Source organism: Shewanella maritima (assembly GCF_004295345.1).
Lineage (GTDB): Bacteria > Pseudomonadota > Gammaproteobacteria > Enterobacterales > Shewanellaceae > Shewanella > Shewanella maritima.
On record NZ_CP036200.1, the window covers coordinates 1,071,771 to 1,092,453 of the forward strand.

General features: G+C 44.3%; 15 protein-coding genes and 1 pseudogene. 8 read left to right on the forward strand and 8 right to left on the reverse strand.

Features of this window, described 5'->3' with window-relative positions:
- Positions 1 to 71: 71 nt before the first annotated feature.
- Positions 72 to 1,376, reverse strand: a complete 1,305-nt coding sequence (gene brnQ / locus EXU30_RS04515) for a branched-chain amino acid transport system II carrier protein (RefSeq protein ID WP_130598017.1) — start codon at positions 1,374 to 1,376, stop codon at positions 72 to 74.
- Positions 1,377 to 2,096: 720 nt separating this feature from the next.
- Between brnQ and EXU30_RS04520 the strand changes: the two genes are divergently transcribed.
- The 4 genes from EXU30_RS04520 to EXU30_RS04535 all read left to right on the forward strand — a co-directional run bounded on the left by EXU30_RS04520 (position 2,097) and on the right by EXU30_RS04535 (position 6,395).
- Positions 2,097 to 4,199 (forward strand): M13 family metallopeptidase, encoded by a 2,103-nt coding sequence (locus EXU30_RS04520; protein WP_130598018.1) that lies wholly within the window; start codon positions 2,097 to 2,099, stop codon positions 4,197 to 4,199.
- A 249-nt stretch (positions 4,200 to 4,448) separates the two neighbouring features.
- Complete coding sequence (locus EXU30_RS04525) at positions 4,449 to 5,231, forward strand: nucleotidyltransferase family protein (protein ID WP_130598019.1); 783 nt, start codon at positions 4,449 to 4,451, stop codon at positions 5,229 to 5,231.
- 169 nt (positions 5,232 to 5,400) lie between these two features.
- Positions 5,401 to 5,802 (forward strand): SMI1/KNR4 family protein, encoded by a 402-nt coding sequence (locus EXU30_RS04530; RefSeq protein ID WP_130598020.1) that lies wholly within the window; start codon positions 5,401 to 5,403, stop codon positions 5,800 to 5,802.
- 92 nt (positions 5,803 to 5,894) lie between these two features.
- Positions 5,895 to 6,395, forward strand: coding sequence for a DUF4447 family protein (locus tag EXU30_RS04535; protein WP_130598021.1), 501 nt, complete (start codon positions 5,895 to 5,897; stop codon positions 6,393 to 6,395).
- Between the two features lie 135 nt (positions 6,396 to 6,530).
- On the opposite strand, the gene EXU30_RS04540 is transcribed toward EXU30_RS04535, so the two are convergent.
- Both EXU30_RS04540 and EXU30_RS04545 read right to left on the reverse strand, forming a co-directional pair.
- Positions 6,531 to 7,169, reverse strand: coding sequence for a glutathione S-transferase family protein (locus EXU30_RS04540; RefSeq protein WP_130598022.1), 639 nt, complete (start codon positions 7,167 to 7,169; stop codon positions 6,531 to 6,533).
- Between the two features lie 225 nt (positions 7,170 to 7,394).
- Positions 7,395 to 9,980, reverse strand: coding sequence for a TonB-dependent receptor plug domain-containing protein (locus EXU30_RS04545; protein ID WP_130598023.1), 2,586 nt, complete (start codon positions 9,978 to 9,980; stop codon positions 7,395 to 7,397).
- A 450-nt stretch (positions 9,981 to 10,430) separates the two neighbouring features.
- Between EXU30_RS04545 and EXU30_RS04550 the strand changes: the two genes are divergently transcribed.
- The 3 genes and pseudogenes from EXU30_RS04550 (at position 10,431) to EXU30_RS04560 (ending at position 14,070) form a co-directional block, all read left to right on the forward strand.
- A complete protein-coding gene (locus EXU30_RS04550; protein ID WP_165398963.1) occupies positions 10,431 to 11,579 on the forward strand; it encodes a serine hydrolase domain-containing protein in 1,149 nt (382 codons plus the stop codon).
- Positions 11,580 to 11,681: 102 nt separating this feature from the next.
- Positions 11,682 to 12,146: a YehS family protein gene (locus tag EXU30_RS04555; protein ID WP_130598025.1), complete on the forward strand. Its 465-nt coding sequence runs from the start codon at positions 11,682 to 11,684 to the stop codon at positions 12,144 to 12,146.
- Positions 12,147 to 12,382: 236 nt separating this feature from the next.
- Positions 12,383 to 14,070: pseudogene (locus tag EXU30_RS04560) on the forward strand (NAD-dependent malic enzyme).
- A 120-nt stretch (positions 14,071 to 14,190) separates the two neighbouring features.
- Here the strand turns inward: EXU30_RS04560 and EXU30_RS04565 are convergent.
- Complete coding sequence (locus EXU30_RS04565; RefSeq protein ID WP_130598027.1) at positions 14,191 to 14,625, reverse strand: DUF3069 domain-containing protein; 435 nt, start codon at positions 14,623 to 14,625, stop codon at positions 14,191 to 14,193.
- A gap of 404 nt (positions 14,626 to 15,029) precedes the next feature.
- Between EXU30_RS04565 and EXU30_RS04570 the strand changes: the two genes are divergently transcribed.
- On the forward strand, positions 15,030 to 16,925 hold the full coding sequence (locus tag EXU30_RS04570) for a tetratricopeptide repeat-containing diguanylate cyclase (RefSeq protein ID WP_165398964.1): 1,896 nt from the start codon (positions 15,030 to 15,032) through the stop codon (positions 16,923 to 16,925).
- An 88-nt stretch (positions 16,926 to 17,013) separates the two neighbouring features.
- Here the strand turns inward: EXU30_RS04570 and EXU30_RS04575 are convergent, their stop codons facing one another.
- The 4 genes from EXU30_RS04575 to EXU30_RS04590 all read right to left on the reverse strand — a co-directional run bounded on the left by EXU30_RS04575 (position 17,014) and on the right by EXU30_RS04590 (position 20,589).
- Positions 17,014 to 17,607 (reverse strand): hypothetical protein, encoded by a 594-nt coding sequence (locus EXU30_RS04575; protein WP_130598029.1) that lies wholly within the window; start codon positions 17,605 to 17,607, stop codon positions 17,014 to 17,016.
- Between the two features lie 71 nt (positions 17,608 to 17,678).
- On the reverse strand, positions 17,679 to 18,425 hold the full coding sequence (locus EXU30_RS04580) for an EAL domain-containing protein (RefSeq protein WP_130598030.1): 747 nt from the start codon (positions 18,423 to 18,425) through the stop codon (positions 17,679 to 17,681).
- The gene (locus tag EXU30_RS04585) at positions 18,362 to 18,928 is read right to left on the reverse strand and encodes a response regulator (protein WP_242620386.1); all 567 of its coding nucleotides are present in this window, start codon (positions 18,926 to 18,928) and stop codon (positions 18,362 to 18,364) included. The genes EXU30_RS04580 and EXU30_RS04585 overlap by 64 nt, the downstream gene beginning before the upstream one ends.
- Positions 18,929 to 18,933: 5 nt before the next feature.
- Positions 18,934 to 20,589, reverse strand: a complete 1,656-nt coding sequence (locus tag EXU30_RS04590) for a response regulator (RefSeq protein ID WP_165398965.1) — start codon at positions 20,587 to 20,589, stop codon at positions 18,934 to 18,936.
- Positions 20,590 to 20,683: the final 94 nt, after the last annotated feature.

Genomic DNA, 20,683 nt, shown 5'->3' on the forward strand with positions numbered 1-20,683 from the left:
GGGCAAACTAAAAAGCCATACCTGCGAAGGTATGGCTTTTTTACATCTGCGCTAACTAGCTAGATTCAAGGCTACACTTGAGCGCAGCGACTGCGACTTACATTGCGAGCCAGTTTTGCTAACGCGGTTAACCCCATAAATACCGCAAGTGTTGGAATAATCCACGCGGCATTGTATTGGTATAGCGGTAAGTATTGATTAAATGCTTGCTCTAGATCCGCTGGCATCTGACCTAAGATGTTTAACGCATCAATCACACCAAATAAGATTGCCGTCATTACCGTTGTTCCCCACACCATTAAATTAAACGGCTTATGTTTGTAGAACACGGCTAACGCTACAACACTAATGGTCACAGGGTGCAGTACCACCACCAGCGGTAAGGTGATTTCAATTAACTTAGCTAAGCCTACGTTAGCAACAACCGTAGTTACTGCCACAATAGTAACTACAGCTGGCTTGTAGCTAACAAACTTAAAGTTATCACTAAAGTACTTAGCGCTCGCGCAGCTAAGGCCAATTGCCGTGGTTAGACAAGCTAACGTCATGATTGCGCCAAGTAAAATTGCGCCTGTATTGCCGTACATCCACTGAGTGTAGCTAGACAACAGTTCACCACCGTTGCTCACCTGAGCGCCATATTGGCTACCAATCCATGCCATTGCCATATATAACGCAGTAATGATACTGGCATACACAACCACAATCTTGCTCATTTCTCTGGTTAACGAGCCAGAATCTGCGTTCATGCGCTGACTGATAATCGCAATAACTAAGCCACCAAAACCAATTGCGCCTAACACGTCCATAGTCATATAACCTTCACTTAAGCCAGAAGCAAAAGCAGATTCAAGGTAACGAGCAGATACGTCAGTTGGGGTGCCGTGAGGCATCATGTAAACACTTACAATCAAAACCACGAAGATAGTGATTAAACACGGGGTGATTAGCTTACCGACCCTGTCCATCAACTTGCTTGGTGACAAAGCAAAAAACAAGGTGATAGCCGCAAACACTAAGGTAACGAACGGCATTAAATCATCGCCGTAGAATGGCTTAGCAGTAAACTCATATGCCACGCTGAAGGTACGCGGCATATTGAAAAATGGACCAATGGTCAGGAACAAGGTGCTCCAAAAGGTGAGTTGTAACCACCGCGGTAATTTCTCGGTCACGCCCTCGCCACTGCCCATCCAGGCAATGGCTATCAAGGTAACAGCGGGCAAGCCTACCGCAGTTAACAAAAAGCCAATTAACGCTTGAGAAAAGAACTCACCCGATGCAAATCCCAGCATCGGCGGGAAAATAATATTACCAGCCCCTAAAAACAGTGCGAAAACCATAAAACCAGCAAACAATGTTTGTTGTCTTGTCACTCGGAGCCTCTCTTGATGAATTTATACAATTTTCTTTATGTTAAAGCCTGAACTATTACCAAGAAAGTTAACTACTATTACTAATTCCTATTGATGCCCTTGCGAAAAAATACCGGCAAATTTAACAGCGCCGGCTGTCAGGCCGAATTTATTACAAAAGATAAACCCAATAATTTCAGAAACATAACCAATAGCGAAACATCGAAATTGTCAGTTATCCTGTTGGATACAGCTCGATCACCGCGCAAAATTCGAACTGCAGACTTACCGCTATTCATTGGTTTTTAGTGATATGCCTAGTAAAACCATAAAAACGCTTACTCATTCAAACTGAGTTACAAGGAACGCGTTTGCCATAAACCGATACTGTAACCGCCAACGACCTTGAATATATTGCTCTCAAAAGTGTAATTGAGTAGCCCGTACAGATTAGTCAGTCTGCAATATTGCATAACCTCTCACTAGTAACTTTTCGTCACACAATATCCAATAAAACTGCGGCAAAAACCTTGTTAATCAAGGGTTACATCCTTAACATGGAGTCCACAATAACAATATACCGAACGCAGTGAGGCGACTTGTGAGCAAATTGCATAAGCCCCATTAACGACTCGGTAATCCAATCCGTCATTTGCCAAACTGACTTTTGATGAGTAACAGTCAGATTTAGCAAAAGGCGGATGCAACCAACAACACAAATAACAACAGCAGGGATTCAACATGAAAAAACTAGTTATTAGTGGCCTGTGCGCCTCACTAATTGCAAGTCTTAGTGCATGTAACTCAGAAAAAGCACCTGAACCACAAGCCGCTGAAACACCAGTGCCGCAAGTCGCTAAAAAGCCAGCAGCGGCTGCAGTTGAGCAAGCGCTAACATCAGGTATCGATTTCGAAAACATTGATAAAAGTGTCCGCCCACAAGACGACTTCTACTTATACGTGAACGGCGGCTGGCTGAAAACAGCTGAAATCCCAGGCGATCGCACGAACATTGGCGCATTTTACGACCTACGCGAAAAAGCCCGTGAAGACGTAAAAGCGATTATTGAAGACGTAAGTGCCACTGAAAACCTAGAAATGGGTAGTGACGAGCAAAAAGTAGCTGACCTTTACCGCGCATTTATGGATGTTGAAACCTTAAACAAGCTAGGTATCAAACCAATCCAGCCAACGCTTGATAAAATTGCCGGCCTAAAAGACAAAGCTGCGATAACAGCCTTCTTTGGTGAAAGCCAGGTTAATGGCGGCGGCACCCCACTTGCATTTTACATCAACCCAGACGCAAAGGACTCAACGCGTTACGCAACTCACATCTGGCAATATGGTTTGAGCCTGCCAGAAAAAGACTATTACTTTAATGAAGAAGAGCGCTTCGTAAATATCCGCGCTAAATTCGTTGAGCATATTGAGAAAATGTATGACCTAGCGGGCTTACCAAACGGTAAGCAAGCAGCGAAAACCATCCTAGCGCTAGAAACAGCGATTGCAGAAAAGCACTGGGATGTAGTTGAAGTACGCGACAGCACCAAGACCTATAACAAGTACCAGGTTAAAGATCTTGCCAAGCTTGCACCAAACATCAACTGGGATGGTTACTTAAAAGCACTAGGTGGCGACAAGCAAGCTGACATCATTATCAATCAACCAAGCTTCGTGTCTGGTTTGAGTGAAGTGATCGGCGCTCATAGCTTAGAAGACTGGAAAACCTACCTAACTTGGAACGAGCTAACTCACAGTGCCAGCAACCTAACTGAAGCACTAGACACTGAAAACTTTGAGTTCTTCTCCAAAACTCTTAACGGTCAAGCTGAACAAGAACCACGTTGGAAGCGCGGCGTAAGCAGTGTCAGTAACACCCTAGGTGAAGTTGTAGGTAAAGTTTACGTTAAGCGTCACTTCGTACCTGAAGCGAAAAAACGCATGACCGAGCTAGTAGAGAACCTACGCAGCGCCTATGGTGCGAGCATTGACTCTTTGGACTGGATGAGCGATGCAACTAAGGTTGCCGCAAAAGATAAACTTGCCAAATTCAATCCAAAAATTGGTTACCCTGATAAATGGAAAGACTACAGCAAGCTAACCATTGCCGCTGACGACCTAATCGGTAACAAGGTTCGCGCCGCCCAGTTAAGCCATGCACAAAGCGTTGCTAAGCTTGGTCAGCCTATCGATAAAGGCGAGTGGTTTATGACCCCACAAACCGTGAACGCTTACTACAATCCAACAATGAACGAGATTGTGTTCCCGGCGGCTATCTTGCAACCACCATTCTTCAACCTAGCGGCTGAAGATGCGGTTAACTATGGTGGTATCGGCGCGGTTATCGGTCACGAAATGGGCCATGGCTTTGACGACCAGGGAGCTAAGTTTGACGGCGAAGGTAACATGCGCGATTGGTGGACAGAGGAAGACCTAAAGGCCTTTACTGAAAAAGGTGCTGCACTTATCGCTCAGTACGACGGCTACCAAGTTTATGACGATTTAAACGTCAATGGCGAGCTAACCCTAGGTGAGAACATTGGTGACCTTTCAGGCGCAACTATTGCCTACAAGGCGTATAAGATGTCGCTTAACGGTAAAGAAGCACCGGTAATTGACGGCCTAACAGGCGATGAGCGTTTCTTCATGGGCTTTAGCCAAATCTGGCGCGTGAAAATGAAAGAAGAAGCAATGCGTAACCGTGTTGCCACTGACCCACATGCACCTGGTCACTTCCGCGCTATTGGCGCACTGTCTAACATGCCAGAGTTCTACGAAACATATGGTGTGAAAGAAGGTGACAAGATGTACCTACCACCAGAAAAGCGTGTAAAAATCTGGTAATCACTGCAAGTATTACAATCTTAAAAAGGTGCCTCACGGCACCTTTTTTTACCGATTAACGAAAACTTTGATACTGCCCCCGCGAATTTAAGGTTTCTAAATCAAGTTTAATCTTGCAGGTATTTTCGTTCAGCAAAGATTCAGTATGCTATAGGTACATTGACATCAATACATTGATATCAGTTATTTTTTGACAGCGATCAACTTACCACTGTCACAGACTGATTAGTTTCACAAAGAGGTGAATTAATGAATCGATTGTTTCGTACCCTTTTTATTTTTCTTGTCCTGTTAACCACCCGCGGCGCAGTCGCCCAACCAGTGCAAGCCAAAATTAGTGTCGTCAACTCTAACGGTTATAGCGTCACTCAAGCAGCCCGCAGTGAAGTCGACGAGCTAAATGAACTAGAAGACTTCCAACGTTACTTACCATTGCAAAATAGCCGTGACCTTGACGAGTTAATGCAACAAACCGAGGCAGCGCAAAGCGAGCTTGCTAGCCTAATTAATCTTGTCAGTGCACAGACTCAAACCCAGGCGATTATCGCCCAGCCAAAATCACGTATTCGCGCAGAGCAAAAAATTGCCACTAAATTTGCTGGTGAAACGGCAAAAATCACCGACCTTGCCCGTGCAAGCATTGTTGCCAGTGATGTAAGTAGCCTAATGAGCGCCTACAAACAACTGGAACAACATGCTGAAATTGTGCAGCTTAAAAATCGTTTTGCTAACCCAAAAGCATCTGGCTATCGCGATCTAAATGCCTTGGTGAAACTGCCTAACAGCCAAATGATTGTTGAAGTGCAATTGCACCTTAATGACATTGCCGAAATCAAAAGCGGCGCAGAGCACGACACCTATGTTCAGGTTCAAGCCATTGAAGCAAACGCTAAACGCCAGCAGCGCCAATTGAATGATATTGAAACGGCGCAAATAACCAAGTTAAGACAAGCCTCTCACAAGCTGTATCACAAAGCGTGGCTTGGCTATAAGCGCCAAAATATTGCAGCTCATACCCTAACGGCGGCTTAAACAACGACCATCGTTACTACCGACTCTCCACCAACCTTGGCCCACTTTTACAGTGGGCTTTTTTTGCCTTGAATAAGCGACACGGCTCATTGAGTCCTATTTAACCCTCGGTGATTTGTGGATGTTTTGCTATACTCGCGCTCATTAATTCGAGCCAGTTGAAATATCCATGAACGAAATTATTGAGCAGCTACAAGAGCTCAGCGAAACCGTGCCAGTGCCGCTTACTCTGCCAACCTTTGAGCAGCTAGTTGAAGTGGAAGAGCAAATTCTGATCTCTCTGCCAAATGCATTAAAAGAGTACTTACTGTTCGGCAGTGACGTTATTTATGGTGTGTATGAGCCTGTAACGGCATCAGATCCCTACTCTCACACTTATTTACCTGAAGTGACCAGTTACGCCTGGTCGATTGGTATGCCACGTGACTTAATTGCGATTTGCCAGCAGGGTGATGATTTCTATTGCATCGACCAAGAAGGTCAGGTGCGCCTATATCAAGATGGCGACCTTACTGATGACCTTTGGGAGTCAATTTGGGATTGGATTGAAGAGGTTTGGTTAGCTCACTAGTTCAACTGGTTAGCGCCAAAACAAGATACAGTTAATTTTAACGCTAGTGACATATATCGATGCCATTAGCGAAATGCACAAGCGAGATAAACATGTCAAAGATTACCCCGATGAATGCCATCGAAATGCAATGCCTGCGTCAATCATTCGCACTCAGCACTGCGCAAATGGCTGAGCTGACCAAGGTTGGCGAAGCAGAAGTCATTTCCTGGGAAAATGGCGAAGCAGAAGCACCAATGAAAATTCAAAAGCAACTGACTGAAATCGATGACACCATCGAAATGCAGGTGCTTAACACCACTGACGGCATTGAAGCCTTATTTAAAACAGAGCCAAAACGCCGTTTAGCTTTTGTGGTTTACCCTTCTCAAGCGATTTACACTCAGTACAACCCTGAGTTTTTAAGCTCACTGCCATTAACAGAGCTGTACAACACAGCTGCATGGCGCATTAAAAAAGAATGCAAGATTGTACTTGATGTCGAAGTGACGTTAATCCCGCTAGATGTTGAAGCCTACAAAGCCTACCGAGCAGATAACAACATGAGTGAAAGTCGCGAAAGTCGCGCTAAATGGGCTAAAACCCAATTATAATTTGCCCGGCTAGCTTGGCTTGATGCTGTAGCATTAATGCTAACTTGAAAAAGCGCTAGCAACGAATACTGAAACAAAAACTAAAAAAGGAAGCCTTGGCTTCCTTTTTGTTTAGCTAACGCAGCGCAGTTATGATTACTCTTGTGCTAGCGCGGCTTTAGCAATAGCTTCGGTCTTTTGCAGTGCACTCGCGAGCGCTGGTCGATGCTGCAGTCTATCGCGCAGTGCGGTTAATTTAGGAGGCAAGTCTTGCTCAAATACCGTTGCCCACAGCAAGGTTTGTCCGATTAAAATATCACTGTAGGTAATAGCATCACCTAACAAAAACCCATCTTCCGGCGTCCACTGCTCAGCAATTGCTGCCGCCCTATCAAACTCGAATTTCGCGACTTTCTGCATTTCTGGCAGACGCTGCTCTTCAGGTAAGGCAAATTTATGCTTGCCCATGCTCCACAAAGGCTGCTCTAGCTCAGTCATAATAAAACTTACCCAGCGATGATGTTTGGCAGCATCAGCTGTACCTGCCGCAGGTACAAATGCGCCGCCATAACGCTCAACCAGATACTGCATAATTGCCGCAGACTCAGTCAGCACTATATCGCCGTCGGTGATCACTGGCATCTTGCCGCTTGGGTTTAATGCTAAAAACTCTGCCGAGCGATTATCGCCCTTAGCAAAGTTTAGAAACTTAAATTCCCACTCAAGATTAAGCTCTTCTAACAGCCATGATATACGCAGCGCGCGGCTTCGTGGGGTGCCATACAGTGTGATCATCTTAATTCCTTGATAACTAAACCACCTGATTCAGTAGATGGTTTGCTGTTAAAAAATAAACACCGAGTAATTGAACATAGCAGCTTTTCTTTTGAGCTAAAAGGCGAGTTTAAAACTTTTGAAAGAACCCTAACTAGGTATATAACACCAAAACGATGCCCAGCTTGAGAACAAAAAAGAGCGGCAAATTGCCGCTCTATTAAAGGTAAAAGTTATCACTAAATACTAAAAGCGATAACCCACTTTACCGTACCATAAGGCACCTATAGCAGAGTGTGTAGCCTGATCGTAGCCCATGAAGCTAGTCTCACTAAACGATGGGTCTGCATTTAATATATTGTTAGCACCTAAGGTCAGGGTCCATTTTTCAAGGCCTATGTATGACACATTCATATCTAACGTGGTAAATGCATCAATTTTCTTAGTCGCGCCTGCATCAACATCTCCCATATACTCGCCAATGTAATTTAGACGAGCGCTGGTGCGCCAGTCAGCAATTGACCAGTCAGCACCTGTGGTCCAACGATACTCAGGATGTTGATACTCACCTGCAAGCTCGCGCTTGGTACCGTCTGCTCGAACCTGATCAAAGGTGTTAACCCAGGTTAAATGGTAACTAAAGTTAAAGTCACCCATACCTTGTGTTTGTAACTGGTATTTAATATCAAAATCGACGCCATCGGTATTTTGACTACCTAAGTTAGCAAACTGGTCGTAAATCTCGATGATGCGACCAGGGACTGCAGTGGAAGATGGCTCACGCTTAACAACGTCAGGGTTGTTACCTTGATTATCGAGTAAGTATTGAGTATCAGACGTAATCAAGCCCTCCTGATCATAGTTCCAATAATCAACGCCAACACTCAAATCATCGGTAATAGCCCAAACACCACCTAGGTTGTAAGAGGTTGATTCTTCAGGTTGTAAGTTAGGGTTACCTGAAAAAATAACCGTACGCTCTTGCGCAGTACAGTCTTCTTCAAGTCCAGTTAATGGACAACGAGTGGTATCTACAAGCCCTGGTGATTCTTGAGTAGCTCCAAGCCCTAACTGCACTAAAGATGGCGCTCTAAACGCTTTACCCCAGCTGGCACGTAACGTTAAATTGTCAAGCGGCGTATAACGCAGTGCAACCTTCGGGTTAGTTGTGTTACCAAAGTCTGAGTAGTTTTCATAACGTGCAGCTAACTGGGCTTCTAAGCTCTCCAACACCGGCACCGCAAATTCAACGAACACCGAAGTTTGATCACGAGAACCTGCCGCTTCAGTGGCTTCTGTACCAAAGATTTCGCCACGCTTAAACAGCTCATCTGGGGTATCAGACAGTTCTTCCTTGCGATGCTCAAACCCAACAGCCATACCCACGCTACCCGCTGGCATATCAAATAAATCACCCACTATCTTGCCGTCAAATGCTTGCGTCGTAGACTTACCATTACGTACTGTGTTGACCGTGATTTGATCAATCACACCAGGGTTTTGTGTGGTTGCAAGTGGATTAAATGTTCCTGTGTTAATCGCCTCTTGTAATCTTGGTGACCACACAAAGCCCTGCTCGCCGTACTCATGGTTACGGTTATATGAATAGGTATATGCAAGCTCCCATTCCCACTCAGCCAACATGCCATTTAAGCCCAATACCATGCGGGCACTATTTGACTCTGCCGACTTTTGGCGTTGACCAGTCTCGGTAATACGTCGCCTCATGGTTAAGTCTTCACCCGGAAACGGGTTTACTGCTGCTCCACTGGCAAACAGGGGGTTATCAGCTAGCATATAAAATTCACCAAACGATGGGCTTGCTGCACCTTTAATCACGCTGTCATTGTGCTGGTACATCAGCTCAGCAAAAAACTTTAAGTCGTCATTGAATTGATAGTCTTGAAATACTGACAGTCCAACACGCGTTGTTTCTGGTACGGAAGTCATCAGCGGCGCGTAGTCGTAACGACAATATGGCCCCTTCGTCAGATCTGCAGGGCAATTTACATCAGGGGTCCAACTGTATTGATCAGATTTAGGTGTGATCGAGCCATCACTGCCAACTGTAGCAGGGATGTAAGAGCCAGGATTACCTGAAGACGATCTAAAGTCTGATCCACCATTGGCGCTTTGATCAGCTGACTTAGAATAATCACGGTCAGCAAATAGTGTTTCGCGCTCCTTAAAGTAATCTACTATTACCGTGGTATGAGATTTTCCATCATCACTTTTTGTACCAAACAGCATTGATGCAGCTTGCTGACCACCGCCATCTTCAACGGTTTCAGCCAACTTACCGTTGACTTCAAAGCCTTCAAAGTCTTTCTTCAAAATAATATTAATTACACCTGCAATAGCATCTGAGCCATACGTTGCAGAGGCACCGTCTTTAACAATATCAATACGTTTTACCGCTGAAATTGGAATTGAGTTAATGTCGACAAATGCAGTATCAATCGATTTCGCAAACGAAGACACCGCAATACGGCGACCGTTTAAAAGTACTAAGGTGGAATCAGCACCTAAACCACGTAGTGACACTGCAGCACCACCATTAGCGGTGTCATCAGCATTGTTACCTTGAGTAGAAAAGGTACCGCTACCCGATTCTGGTAACTTACTTAGCAGTTGCGAAATGTCTTGGGCGCCTGTCTTGGCGATATCTTCAGCAGTCAACACTGACATAGGCGAAGCGCCTTCCATATCTGTACGCTTAATGTGTGTACCAGTTACTTCAATGCGTTCTAACTCTTGCTCTGCATAAACATTTGGCGTAACAGCCAGCATGACAGCGAGTGCGCACGAGCTGCGTAAAAAGGTAGGTATCATTATAATTATCCTTAATTATTAATATGTATCTTCCATAACTACTACTAACATCAGTTATTTAAGTGGGTATAGCCTGATTTAATGTAAAGTGATGCCTCACTTTGTCAATCGACCAAAAAGTATTAAATTAGCAAAAGCTAAATATCAAAAAGGATGTCAACAACATACTGTTATTGACTGATTTCAAACAAAATAAATCTCTATTTTCGGATACCGTCCAATATAGCTGTCACAATTAAAGCTAGCATTAGCAACAGCTTAACTATATAAATGAGAGCCGACTGAACACGTAAATAAGGAGTAAATTAAAACAAAAGGGACATAACTCGATAATGGGTATGATTTAAAGGTTAAATTGCGCAAAAGTTAGACCTTCGCTTTAGCGCCTGATAGTTTAACAAACAGTGCGGCAAACCCATTCTCTAGACAATGAAACCAGGATATCCCCCATTGAGCCATAGCATACGTACCCTCATTGTTATTTGTTTGGCCTCTGCGCCACTGCTATTTTCGAAAGCGCAAGCACTGCAGCTTTCGGTCACTGCCAGCAACCAACTTGAACAAATCATCGAACAAGAATTAGCTCAGGCACCCCGCCCCTTTTTCGGCACCATTTTGATAGCTGACCATGCCAGCACTCAGGTACTCATAAACAAAATGGCTTCGGGTGTAAGTGAGCCAGTTGTCAGCGAGCCGCAATATATCATTGGCTCACTATCTAAGATGATCACTGCAACATTGGTGTTGCGCGCAATCGACCAAGGTAAATTGCAGCTCAATGATAAAGTCAGCCATTATCTCGGCGATAATATTCACGCTGACGTGACCGTTGCGGGGCTATTAAGCCACACATCGGGCATTAGGGGGGATGCTAAAATACTTACTGATGAAAACGCTTATGCAAACAAGCGCTTTCAGTACTCAAACCTTGGTTATCAATTACTTGGTCAGCTACTCACTGCAATCAATAACCGACCATTGGCTAAGCAAGTCAGCGATTTTGGCAGGCAGTTTGATCTCAATTTGCATGCAAGCTTTGGTGGCCTTAAAGACGCGCAATTGCAAAACCCATCTTTACTGGCAGGCTTTAATGAGAAAGTTGCTGTTAAACCCACTCAAACCAGTGAAGACAAACAGCTTAAAAGTGACAAGCCAAACACAGCAACCTACCAACGTAGTCAGGTTGAGAGCTTAAACTTTAGCGAGAGCGAGCTAGCCTCAGGATTTATCCAGACAGATGCAGCCAGCTTTGCTCGCTTTATGCACTTGCTACATACAGGCCAGCTATTGTCGTCTGCTAGCTATCAGGCAATGACCACAACTTATGGGGAGCGCAAACATCGTTGGGGGCAATTGGGCTATGGGTATGGCGTGCAGATCAATAAAATCACTAACGGTCAGCAACTAAAACCTATCGTTGAGTACAGCCACTCTGGCTATGTTAATGGCTTTATTAGCAGCAGTATTTACTATCCTCAAAGCCAAACCAGTATAGTGATTTTAGAAAACACGTCTTGGTCATTGGATGACATATCTAGGGTATTTTCGGTGCACGACAACATTCGCCAGCAAGTATTACAACAGCTCATTGTAAAATAACGCGGTAGTCGATGAGTAAGGCAATAAAGCTGCACATCAGCAGCCTAAAGCAGGTATAATTTGCGCGAATTAAATAATCGCGCAGCCGCGCATGAGAGAGCTATGTTAAACAACGATATTCTTCGCCGTGTCCGTTTTGTCTTTGATTTTTCAAATGAAAAAATGGTTGAAATTTTTGCTAAAGCCAATAAAACGGTCACTACCGAGCAGGTTATTGCCATCCTAAAGAAAGAGGATGACAAGGGTTATCAAGCGTGTAACGACCTAACAATGTGCCAGTTTTTAGATGGACTTATCATCAATAACCGTGGCCTTAAGCCTGGTAGCGATATACCAGAGCCAAGCAAAAAGCTAAACAACAATCTGATCTTTAAAAAGCTGCGCATCGCATTAGAGCTACGTGAAGAAGACATTATTGCCACACTTGAGCTGGCTAAGTTCAGAACCTCTAAATCAGAGCTAAGCGCGCTATTTAGAAACCCTGGCCATAAGAACTTTAAAGTCTGCGGCGATCAATTCTTGCGCAACTTTTTAAAAGGCTTGTCAATCAAACATCGCGGTATGTAGTCCTTGGCAATCGACGGGCACAATCAAACAAGTCCAAACTCAGTATATTGAGTTGAATACCGTAAAAAACGCAGCCAAGGCTGCGTTTTTTGTTATTTACCTTTACGCGTTTAAAATTTTAACGAAAAAACGTGAAATACCTCACTTAACAGACCACAATCTGTAACAGTCGTGGTAATCTAGCGACATTTTCAAAAGAACCCATAAATCGATAATACTAAACACTAAGGTTCCCCATGGACGATAACAAACGCCCCTCTATCTTCCTTTTGCAGGTCCAGCAATCCTTGAGTCTCCACTACTAAACAAAGGCACAGCCTTTAGTGAAGAAGAACGTATTTTCTTTAACCTTGAAGGTTTGATCCCATGGGAGATCGAAACCATTGAGGAACAAGCAGAGCGCGCTTATCAGCAATACACCAGCTTTAATAATGATCTCGATAAGCATATTTATCTGCGTAACATTCAAGACACCAACGAAACCCTATTTTATCGATTAGTACGTAATCACATTAGTGAAATGATGCCTATCATCTACACCCCAACTGTGGGTCTGGCGTGTGAGCGTTTTTCTAAAGATTATCGTCGTAACCGTGGCCTGTTTATTTCATACCCAAATAAAGACCGCATTGACGACATTCTCAACAACTCAACTCGTCACAAAGTTAAAGTGATTGTTGTTACCGACGGTGAACGTATTCTTGGTTTAGGCGACCAAGGGATCGGCGGCATGGGGATCCCAATTGGTAAACTGTCGCTTTACACCAGCTGTGGCGGTATCTCACCTGCGTATTGTCTACCTATAACCCTTGATGTGGGTACAGATAACCCACATCTTCTTGAAGATCCGATGTACATGGGCTGGCCACATCAGCGCATCGTTGGTGAAGAATACGACGCGTTTGTTGAAGAGTTTATGCAAGCGGTTCATCGCCGCTGGCCCGATGCGCTCATCCAATTTGAGGATTTTGCGCAAAAGAATGCTATGCCACTGCTTGAGCGTTACAAAGACAAATACTGTACCTTCAACGATGATATTCAAGGCACAGCTGCCGTCACGGTTGGCTCACTGTTAGCCGCCTGTAAAGCTGCAAAAACTAAGCTTTCACAGCAGCGTATTACTTTCTTAGGTGCAGGCAGCGCCGGTTGCGGTATTGCAGAAGCGATTATCGCGCAAATGGTATCAGAGGGGATCAGCGAAACTCAGGCTCGCTCTCAAGTGTTTATGGTCGACCGTTGGGGTCTACTGCAAGACAATATGCCGAACCTGCTGCCATTCCAGCAAAAGCTGACGCAAAAAGCCGAAGTTATCGACAGCTGGAAGCATGACGGTGAAAACGTGTCATTGCTTGATGTCGTCAACAACGCTAAGCCAACAGTACTCATTGGTGTTTCTGGTGCGCCAGGATTGTTCACCGAAGAAATCATTCGCGCCATGCACAGCCATTGCCCACGCCCAATTGTGTTCCCATTGTCGAACCCAACTAGCCGCGTGGAAGCAACGCCAAAGAACATCATTCACTGGACCGATGGTCAAGCATTGGTGGCGACAGGTAGCCCATTTGAACCTGTTGTTTATAACGATGAAACCTTCCACATCGCCCAGTGCAATAACTCATTTATCTTCCCTGGCATTGGTCTTGGCGTATTGTCATGTGGTGCAGCAAGGGTATCAGATGAAATGCTGATGGCATCAAGCCGTGCACTGGCAGAATGCTCACCACTTGGTGAAAGCGGTGAAGGCTCACTGCTTCCAGATTTAGAAGATATTCAAAAAGTGAGTAAGTACATCGCCTTTGCGGTAGCGAAAAAAGCGATTGAAGAGGGTCATGCCCTACCTTGTGATGATGAGCTGCTAAAACAGCGCATTGAAAACAACTTCTGGGAGCCTGAGTATCGCCGTTACAAGCGTACTTCGTTCTAGCCCCACTAGCCATAAAAAACTGGGTCAGAGTAAACGGCCATTCAATTGGAAATAACCGTTTACCTTGACCCAGCTTTATTTTGGGACCCAATTTTATTTTACGACCCAGCTTTATTTCAGCTACTCAGCCATCACCTGCTTGATGCTGTTGAGTAAGGCGCGGTCGGTACGTGCTTTCTTAAGCTTACGCAAACTCTCTTTCAATGATGCTTCCGCTAGACGCCCAAATACACCGTCGTATTGCTTATCATTCATTTCTTCTTCGGTTTCCGCGCTATCAGCAATCTCTTGCGCTACGCGGCTTAATTGCATCCAGGCATTAGCGATGTAAAAACCATGGAACTCAGCAACAGGAAACAACTTTTGTGCACTTGCCGGCAATGCATCCCAAGATGCTTGAAAGTGGCCTGCTTTGTCAGCAATCAGTTCGGCAAATAGACCTTCATAGGCTTCAAGCAAGGTTGCCGGCATTTTTGCCATAGGTAGTACACGGTTTGACACGTTGTAAGCTACCTTTTTGGCTGTTTCAACGTACTGTGGATCTTTATCGCTCATAATCGTTACTCTTTAACTATCTTGGCAGCGAAGCCAATACAGATTTGACCACGCTTAAAACTTTAAACGCAGCATTATACTGCATTCAAACCGGGATTTAGACTGCTTTATTATTGATACTCAATATCACAGCTAAACTCGCTACTATTAACAATGTAAAGTTGTGAAAAGTCGCCGCTGCAGCTATCAAAGCAGTTTAAAATAGCCACCTATTTGCAAAGAGGTGATAAATGTAACATTTTTATCCAAAACCTAAATGTTACCTTCATGTTACACAGCTTTGTATCTATAATAGCCTTATGCATTTCATGGGAATGGCGCTGTCTCTAACACTGCGCGACCTAAAAATAATAATTGATGCTCAGGAACGCCAATTGCTCAAATTCATGCTCAATCGTGGACACGTGAAGTATAGTTTTGTTATCGCTAAGCTAAGCGTTATTTCTATATGTATCAGTTTTTTAAGCTTAACAAGCTTGAGCCTAAAAGCTGAAGAACTCACCAATTCCGAAAAGGCTGATGCCATCTTTCGTCAATTCGATTTAGGTGAAATCAATTACCCAGAGCAAAGCGACAAAATGCTTGCTGAATTAGACAGATTAATTGCCGATGACGACCTTAAACGTCGTCATAAACTTGTTGGGCTAAGGTGTTGGTATCAAGACAGCGCAACCACTGAGGAAATTAATGTCGCTATTGAGCATGCCAGTAAGCTAATTTTACTGTATTCAGATCCAAAGCCGTCATACATTTTAACTGAGCTGCTAATGTGCCGCGGCTTTTACTACAACCTTAATTCATTTACTGATAAAGCTTTAGTCGATTACAACAAAGCGGTAGATGATTCTTACAAGCTAGAAAGCCCAAGACTCATAGCCGATGCCCGCAGTTTGCGCGGTACCATGTTTTCTTACCAGGGTGAATACAGCACCGCACTTGAAGATTTAATTACTGCTCAGCAAATCTATGAATCGCTAGACACACCATACTGGGAAATTTTTAATCTCACCGAGCTTGCTACCGCATACCGCCGCTTTGGCGATCCTGCCACCGCTCTGCGTTATCAAGAAAAGCTGCTAGCAAGCTTTACCGAAACGGATCAAAATCTGGATGCCAATGAAGTGCGAGTACAAATGGGATACTCCTATGAAGCGCTGGGACAGTTCGATAAAGCAATTGAGCATTTCAAGGCTGCAAAACTATACTGGGAAGCCAATGACGACCCGGAAATGGCAGCTGATATGGCGGTGACTATCGCAAATGCGTACATGGCACTAGGCCAATACGACAAAGCTAAGCCACTTTTAGAGAATCATAAACACATTATCCCTGCGGATTTTGATGCTCCCTATAGCCACCTCATGTACGCTCTTGCCCAAATGGCCCACCATGAAGGAAATAGCAAACAGGCTTTAGCCTACCTTGAAGAGTCACAACAAGCATTCAACAAAAGCGCCAATAATCGCGGCCTGACCGATGCGCAAAAACTCACCAGTGAGGTTCATGCTAGTGAGCAAAACTGGCAACAAGCCTATCTAGAGTTAGTTGAATACAACAAAACCCACGCAGCTTTAGATGAGAAGCTATTGTCAGATCGTAATGCCGAAATGCTGGCTCGTTTTGATAACTCCAAGTTTAAGCGTGAAAACGAATTACTAGAACGCGCGGCTAAAGCAAGAGAACAACAACTTGCAGTTATGGAGCGTAACGATACTCTGCAAATTGTGGTAATCGTGCTCAGTGTGATTATCCTAGTTATCCTGTCGATTTTTGCCTACAAGCAACTGATTAGGCAGCGCACCTACCGCCAGCTTGCGCTGACTGATGAATTAACAGGGTTATCAAATCGCCGTGACACATACAACCAAGGGCAATTGTTCCTTAAGCAGGCTAAAGCTTCAGGTAAACCTTTCTCGGTAATATCGTTCGATGCGGACCACTTTAAAGCAGTAAATGACACCCTAGGACATGAAGTAGGCGATAAAGTACTGATAAAACTTGCCGAAATAGCCTCGAGCATGATGCGTGATACTGACGTGGTAGGCCGAGTAGGCGGCGAGGAGTTTTTAATTCTGTTACCAAATGTAGAACAAGGCACTGCGGTGGAAATTGCCAACCGACTATTAAGCACTATTGCCAACTTTGACTGGCAACAGGTGGCGCCTGAATTAAAGCAAACCGTTAGCGCCGGTGTAGCTAGTTTTAGTAATGAAACCACCCTATCACCGCTGTTACTCAAAGCAGATAAGGCGCTTTATAAAGCCAAAGAGTCAGGTCGTAACTGCGTGAAAGCAGTGTAACTACCTCATTACTTGACCATGTTAAATCTTGATTTTATAAAACGCAAAAGAGACTGATTATTCAGCCTCTTTTATTTTGTGCGGCGACTTAGTTCAACAGCGAATAGTCTGCCTTTCGGTCAGTTGTTACCATCAATACCTTGTTAGTATCAAATAGGCACTTGCCAGTACCTTGCTCAGTTGGACTGCGGAGAAATTTAAAATGCGCTTTTCCGCCAGACTTATCAGCATACAACTCGGTATCAATAAGCTCGATATTCGTTCCGACATTGGCTAAACGAGCCTTACAAATCTGAATATGTCCGTCGACAGAGGTTTCAGTCATATCTTCTGCTTTGTTCCAACCAAACGGAATACCTTCAGTAGAAATCCCCATCAAGCCTAACCCTTTACTATCAACATAAACGCGCAAGGCAGTGCCATTAGGCCAGGTTGCCGCATAAGGCGTGTTCCATGATTTAGCAGGGAGTTCGCCAGTTAATTTACTCACTGTACACTTACTTGAATACAATGGCTTAGCTGCTGCCTCACCTTGTGAGCGCTTATATAGCATTCTTGCGGTTTGACACACGGATCTTGCATCCCACTTCGACGATATATCTACACCGCTATACAATTTGTCATCATTGCCACAGCCAGCAACCAAGCTAGTCATTGCTAGTGCTATTAGTACTTTTTTCAACTTTATCTCTCTCATATCTATTTGGACTAAGCGGCTACAGACATATGGTCATAGCTGCTGACTAGCGCTAGCTAATTAACAACAACTGACTCAGCTAACTTGGTTTGATTGGCTGTGCCTAAGAAAGTTAGAAACTGGGCAGGAGCTAACGGCACACTATATAAGTATCCTTGAATCGCATGGCAATCGTGAGACAAAAAGAACTGTGCTTGTTCACTACTCTCGACCCCTTCAGCGACGGTTTTTATGCCAAGGGATTTTGCCAACGACATAGAGGCATTAATCACCGCCATGCTCTTTTTGTCGGTAAACATATCTCGCACAAAGCTGATATCAATCTTAAGCTCTGAAAATGGCGAGCGAATAAGCTGCATCAATGACGAGTGGCCAGTACCAAAATCATCAATTGATATGTTCACTCCGCGCATGCGTAGGCGCGTTAAAATTTCTAATGATTTCGCCAGGTCGAGTGTCATTTCAGTTTCGGTGACTTCCACCGTGAGAAAACGTGGATTCAACTGACTTTTATCCAGCTCAGCCAAAATGTAATTGGCGAGATGAGTATCAGATAAATCACTTGCCGACACGTTGACCGATACACCAATTTCAAACCCAGCTTGATGCCACTGTTTACACTGCTTAACCGCGCTGCGAATAACAAAACGCGCCATTTCCAGTGACAAACCATGACTCATGATAGAGCTTAAAAACTTATCAGGCGTTAGTAGGCCTAAGCTTGGATGCTGCCAACGTACTAAGGCTTCTGCACCAATGACCTGCTCTTTAGCTGGGTCGACATGGGCTGATAAAACAAGCACAGCTGATTATGAAACATAGCTTGAGTGAGCTCTACGTCTGTAAACCCTTGCGCAGCGCTATCGGTATGCTGTTGAGGTTTATGCGACGTCGTTTGCAACGCTTGCAGCAACACCAGCTCAAGATCTTTGCTAGTAATAGGCTTTTTCAAACTGTTTACACTGGCAAAACCATAGCTTTTAGACATTAGCTTAACCGACTGCAAAATCTCATCAGACTCTGCACTTAGCAGCACGATATGACCGGTAAAATGCAAAGTTGCAATAATTCTCAGTAACTCAATGCCGTCAACACCAGGCATATTTAAATCGCAAAAAATCACGTCAGGCTGAAAACCATTAATCATCGCCAGCATCGCGGCTTCACCATCCTCTGCCGCTACGACTTCTGCATTACATAACTTGGTAACTTGTTTGTTAACTAGGTGGCGTTGAAAGTCGTCATCTTCAACAATCAGAATACGCTCAATCGCGGTTAAATCTTGCTTATTTGAAATATCTAGCATCACAGTTAACTCGCAAGTTGTAGCTGACGGTTCAGCACAGTCATTTCAGAGCTGATATCAGTATTAATTAAACTGCGATTATCCTGCAGTAAGGTTTTGCACTTGGCTACAAGCGATGAAACAGTGTGCTTGTCCCACTCTTGCGGCCAGGCTTTTGATAAGTTCTTCAGCAATAATTCGGCGATAGAGAGGTCATACAAGCCCACTTCAAATGCTTTTGAAAGGCGCTTAACACCAGGCTCAAACTGCTGCTTAGCAAAGTCGGCCAACGCATGATCTTTTAGCTGCGCGACCAATTTTGTCTTAGCGCTGAATTGACCATACCAGGCGCCGTAATATTGCTTAACACACAAGGTGCGTATATCCATTTTAGCAACTGGAATAGTTTCAAATTGCTTTAACATCTTAACCAGGCTTAACTCTCCGCGCAGCCTATGTAGCACCCGTGCATATTCTATTTGTTCTAACTGACTACCACTTTTACCGGCCGCAGATTCAGCTAACCACTGCTCATATTCTTCTAATGACTGATTGGCTTTTTCATAGCGGCCAAGCAAGGCATGAGCACGGGCAAACAACAACAGCTCAGCGCCAATATAATATTTCTTTAAAAACTTGCTGCGCCAGGTAATCGCAAGCTTAAGTAACTGATTGATGTAATTACTGCGCTCTTTGATATCAAACTCTTGCTCAGCGGCGTCAAGTAACATGCTGCCTTTACTGAAATAAAGGTCGATATGCTCTCTAAAGGAGTCACGGGTTAAGCGAATAACACGATTAATGCTTTGTAATCCCGTCTCAAAATCACCACTGGCACAGGCAATCTGGAACTGAGTGCCTACCTGCTCAATACTGCTTGGTGCTAGTTTGACGGCTTCATTGATGATGGCTAAGGCTTTTGGCTTATTGTCTTGGCGCAAAGCAATCTCAGCAGCGTACTGCATTGCTTTTGGCTTTTGGAATGGGAAACCCTCTAACTCAGATATGAGTGACTGGGCTTCGTCATAGTGTTGATGTTGAATAGCATAGCGCAGCAATACACCAAGGGCTTTAGTGTGCAGCGTTGAGCCAAGCAAGCTCTTTAACAAGCTCACTCCTACATCTGCATCACCCATTTTAAGGTATGACTTAGCACTTAGGTACTGGCACCACTGCATCAACTCAGGATTAGTGGAGTCATATTGCTTAGCGGTTTCAATCACCAACTCATACTCACGCGCGGTATACATTTTTAGCAGAGGTTCAAGCTCACGTTTACGGCGGGTAAAACGCGGCAGTCGGTCAGCTAGCGTGACATAGTTAAGCGGCTTGATCAGGTAGCCATCGGGATCTTGCTCAGCAAAGCCTGTCACTACGCCCTTACTTGAGTCTCCGGTTACCACTACTAACACACAGCTAGGAGGAAGCAATTTGCTAGATTTCAGTTCATCCAACAACTGAATACCATTTTTGCTGTCGCCCAAGTTATAGTCGAAGAACACAAGCTTCAACTCTTTGGTACGGGCGATCTGCAGCGCCGAGTTAGCGTCAGCAGCAAACAGTACGTTGTCATTATGAAAGCCCATCTTCACTAGCATTCCTTTGAGTGCAGTTCGATACACCGGACAATCATCGATAATCAACACAGACTTTTTACTGTTAACAAACTCGTTAAACTTCATTGGCATCCCCACCTAGTTCAAAATTCGAACAGATGTTACAAAATGCCAATCTATACTTCTGTTACGACAAGAACAGAACCCAATTCATATTCGG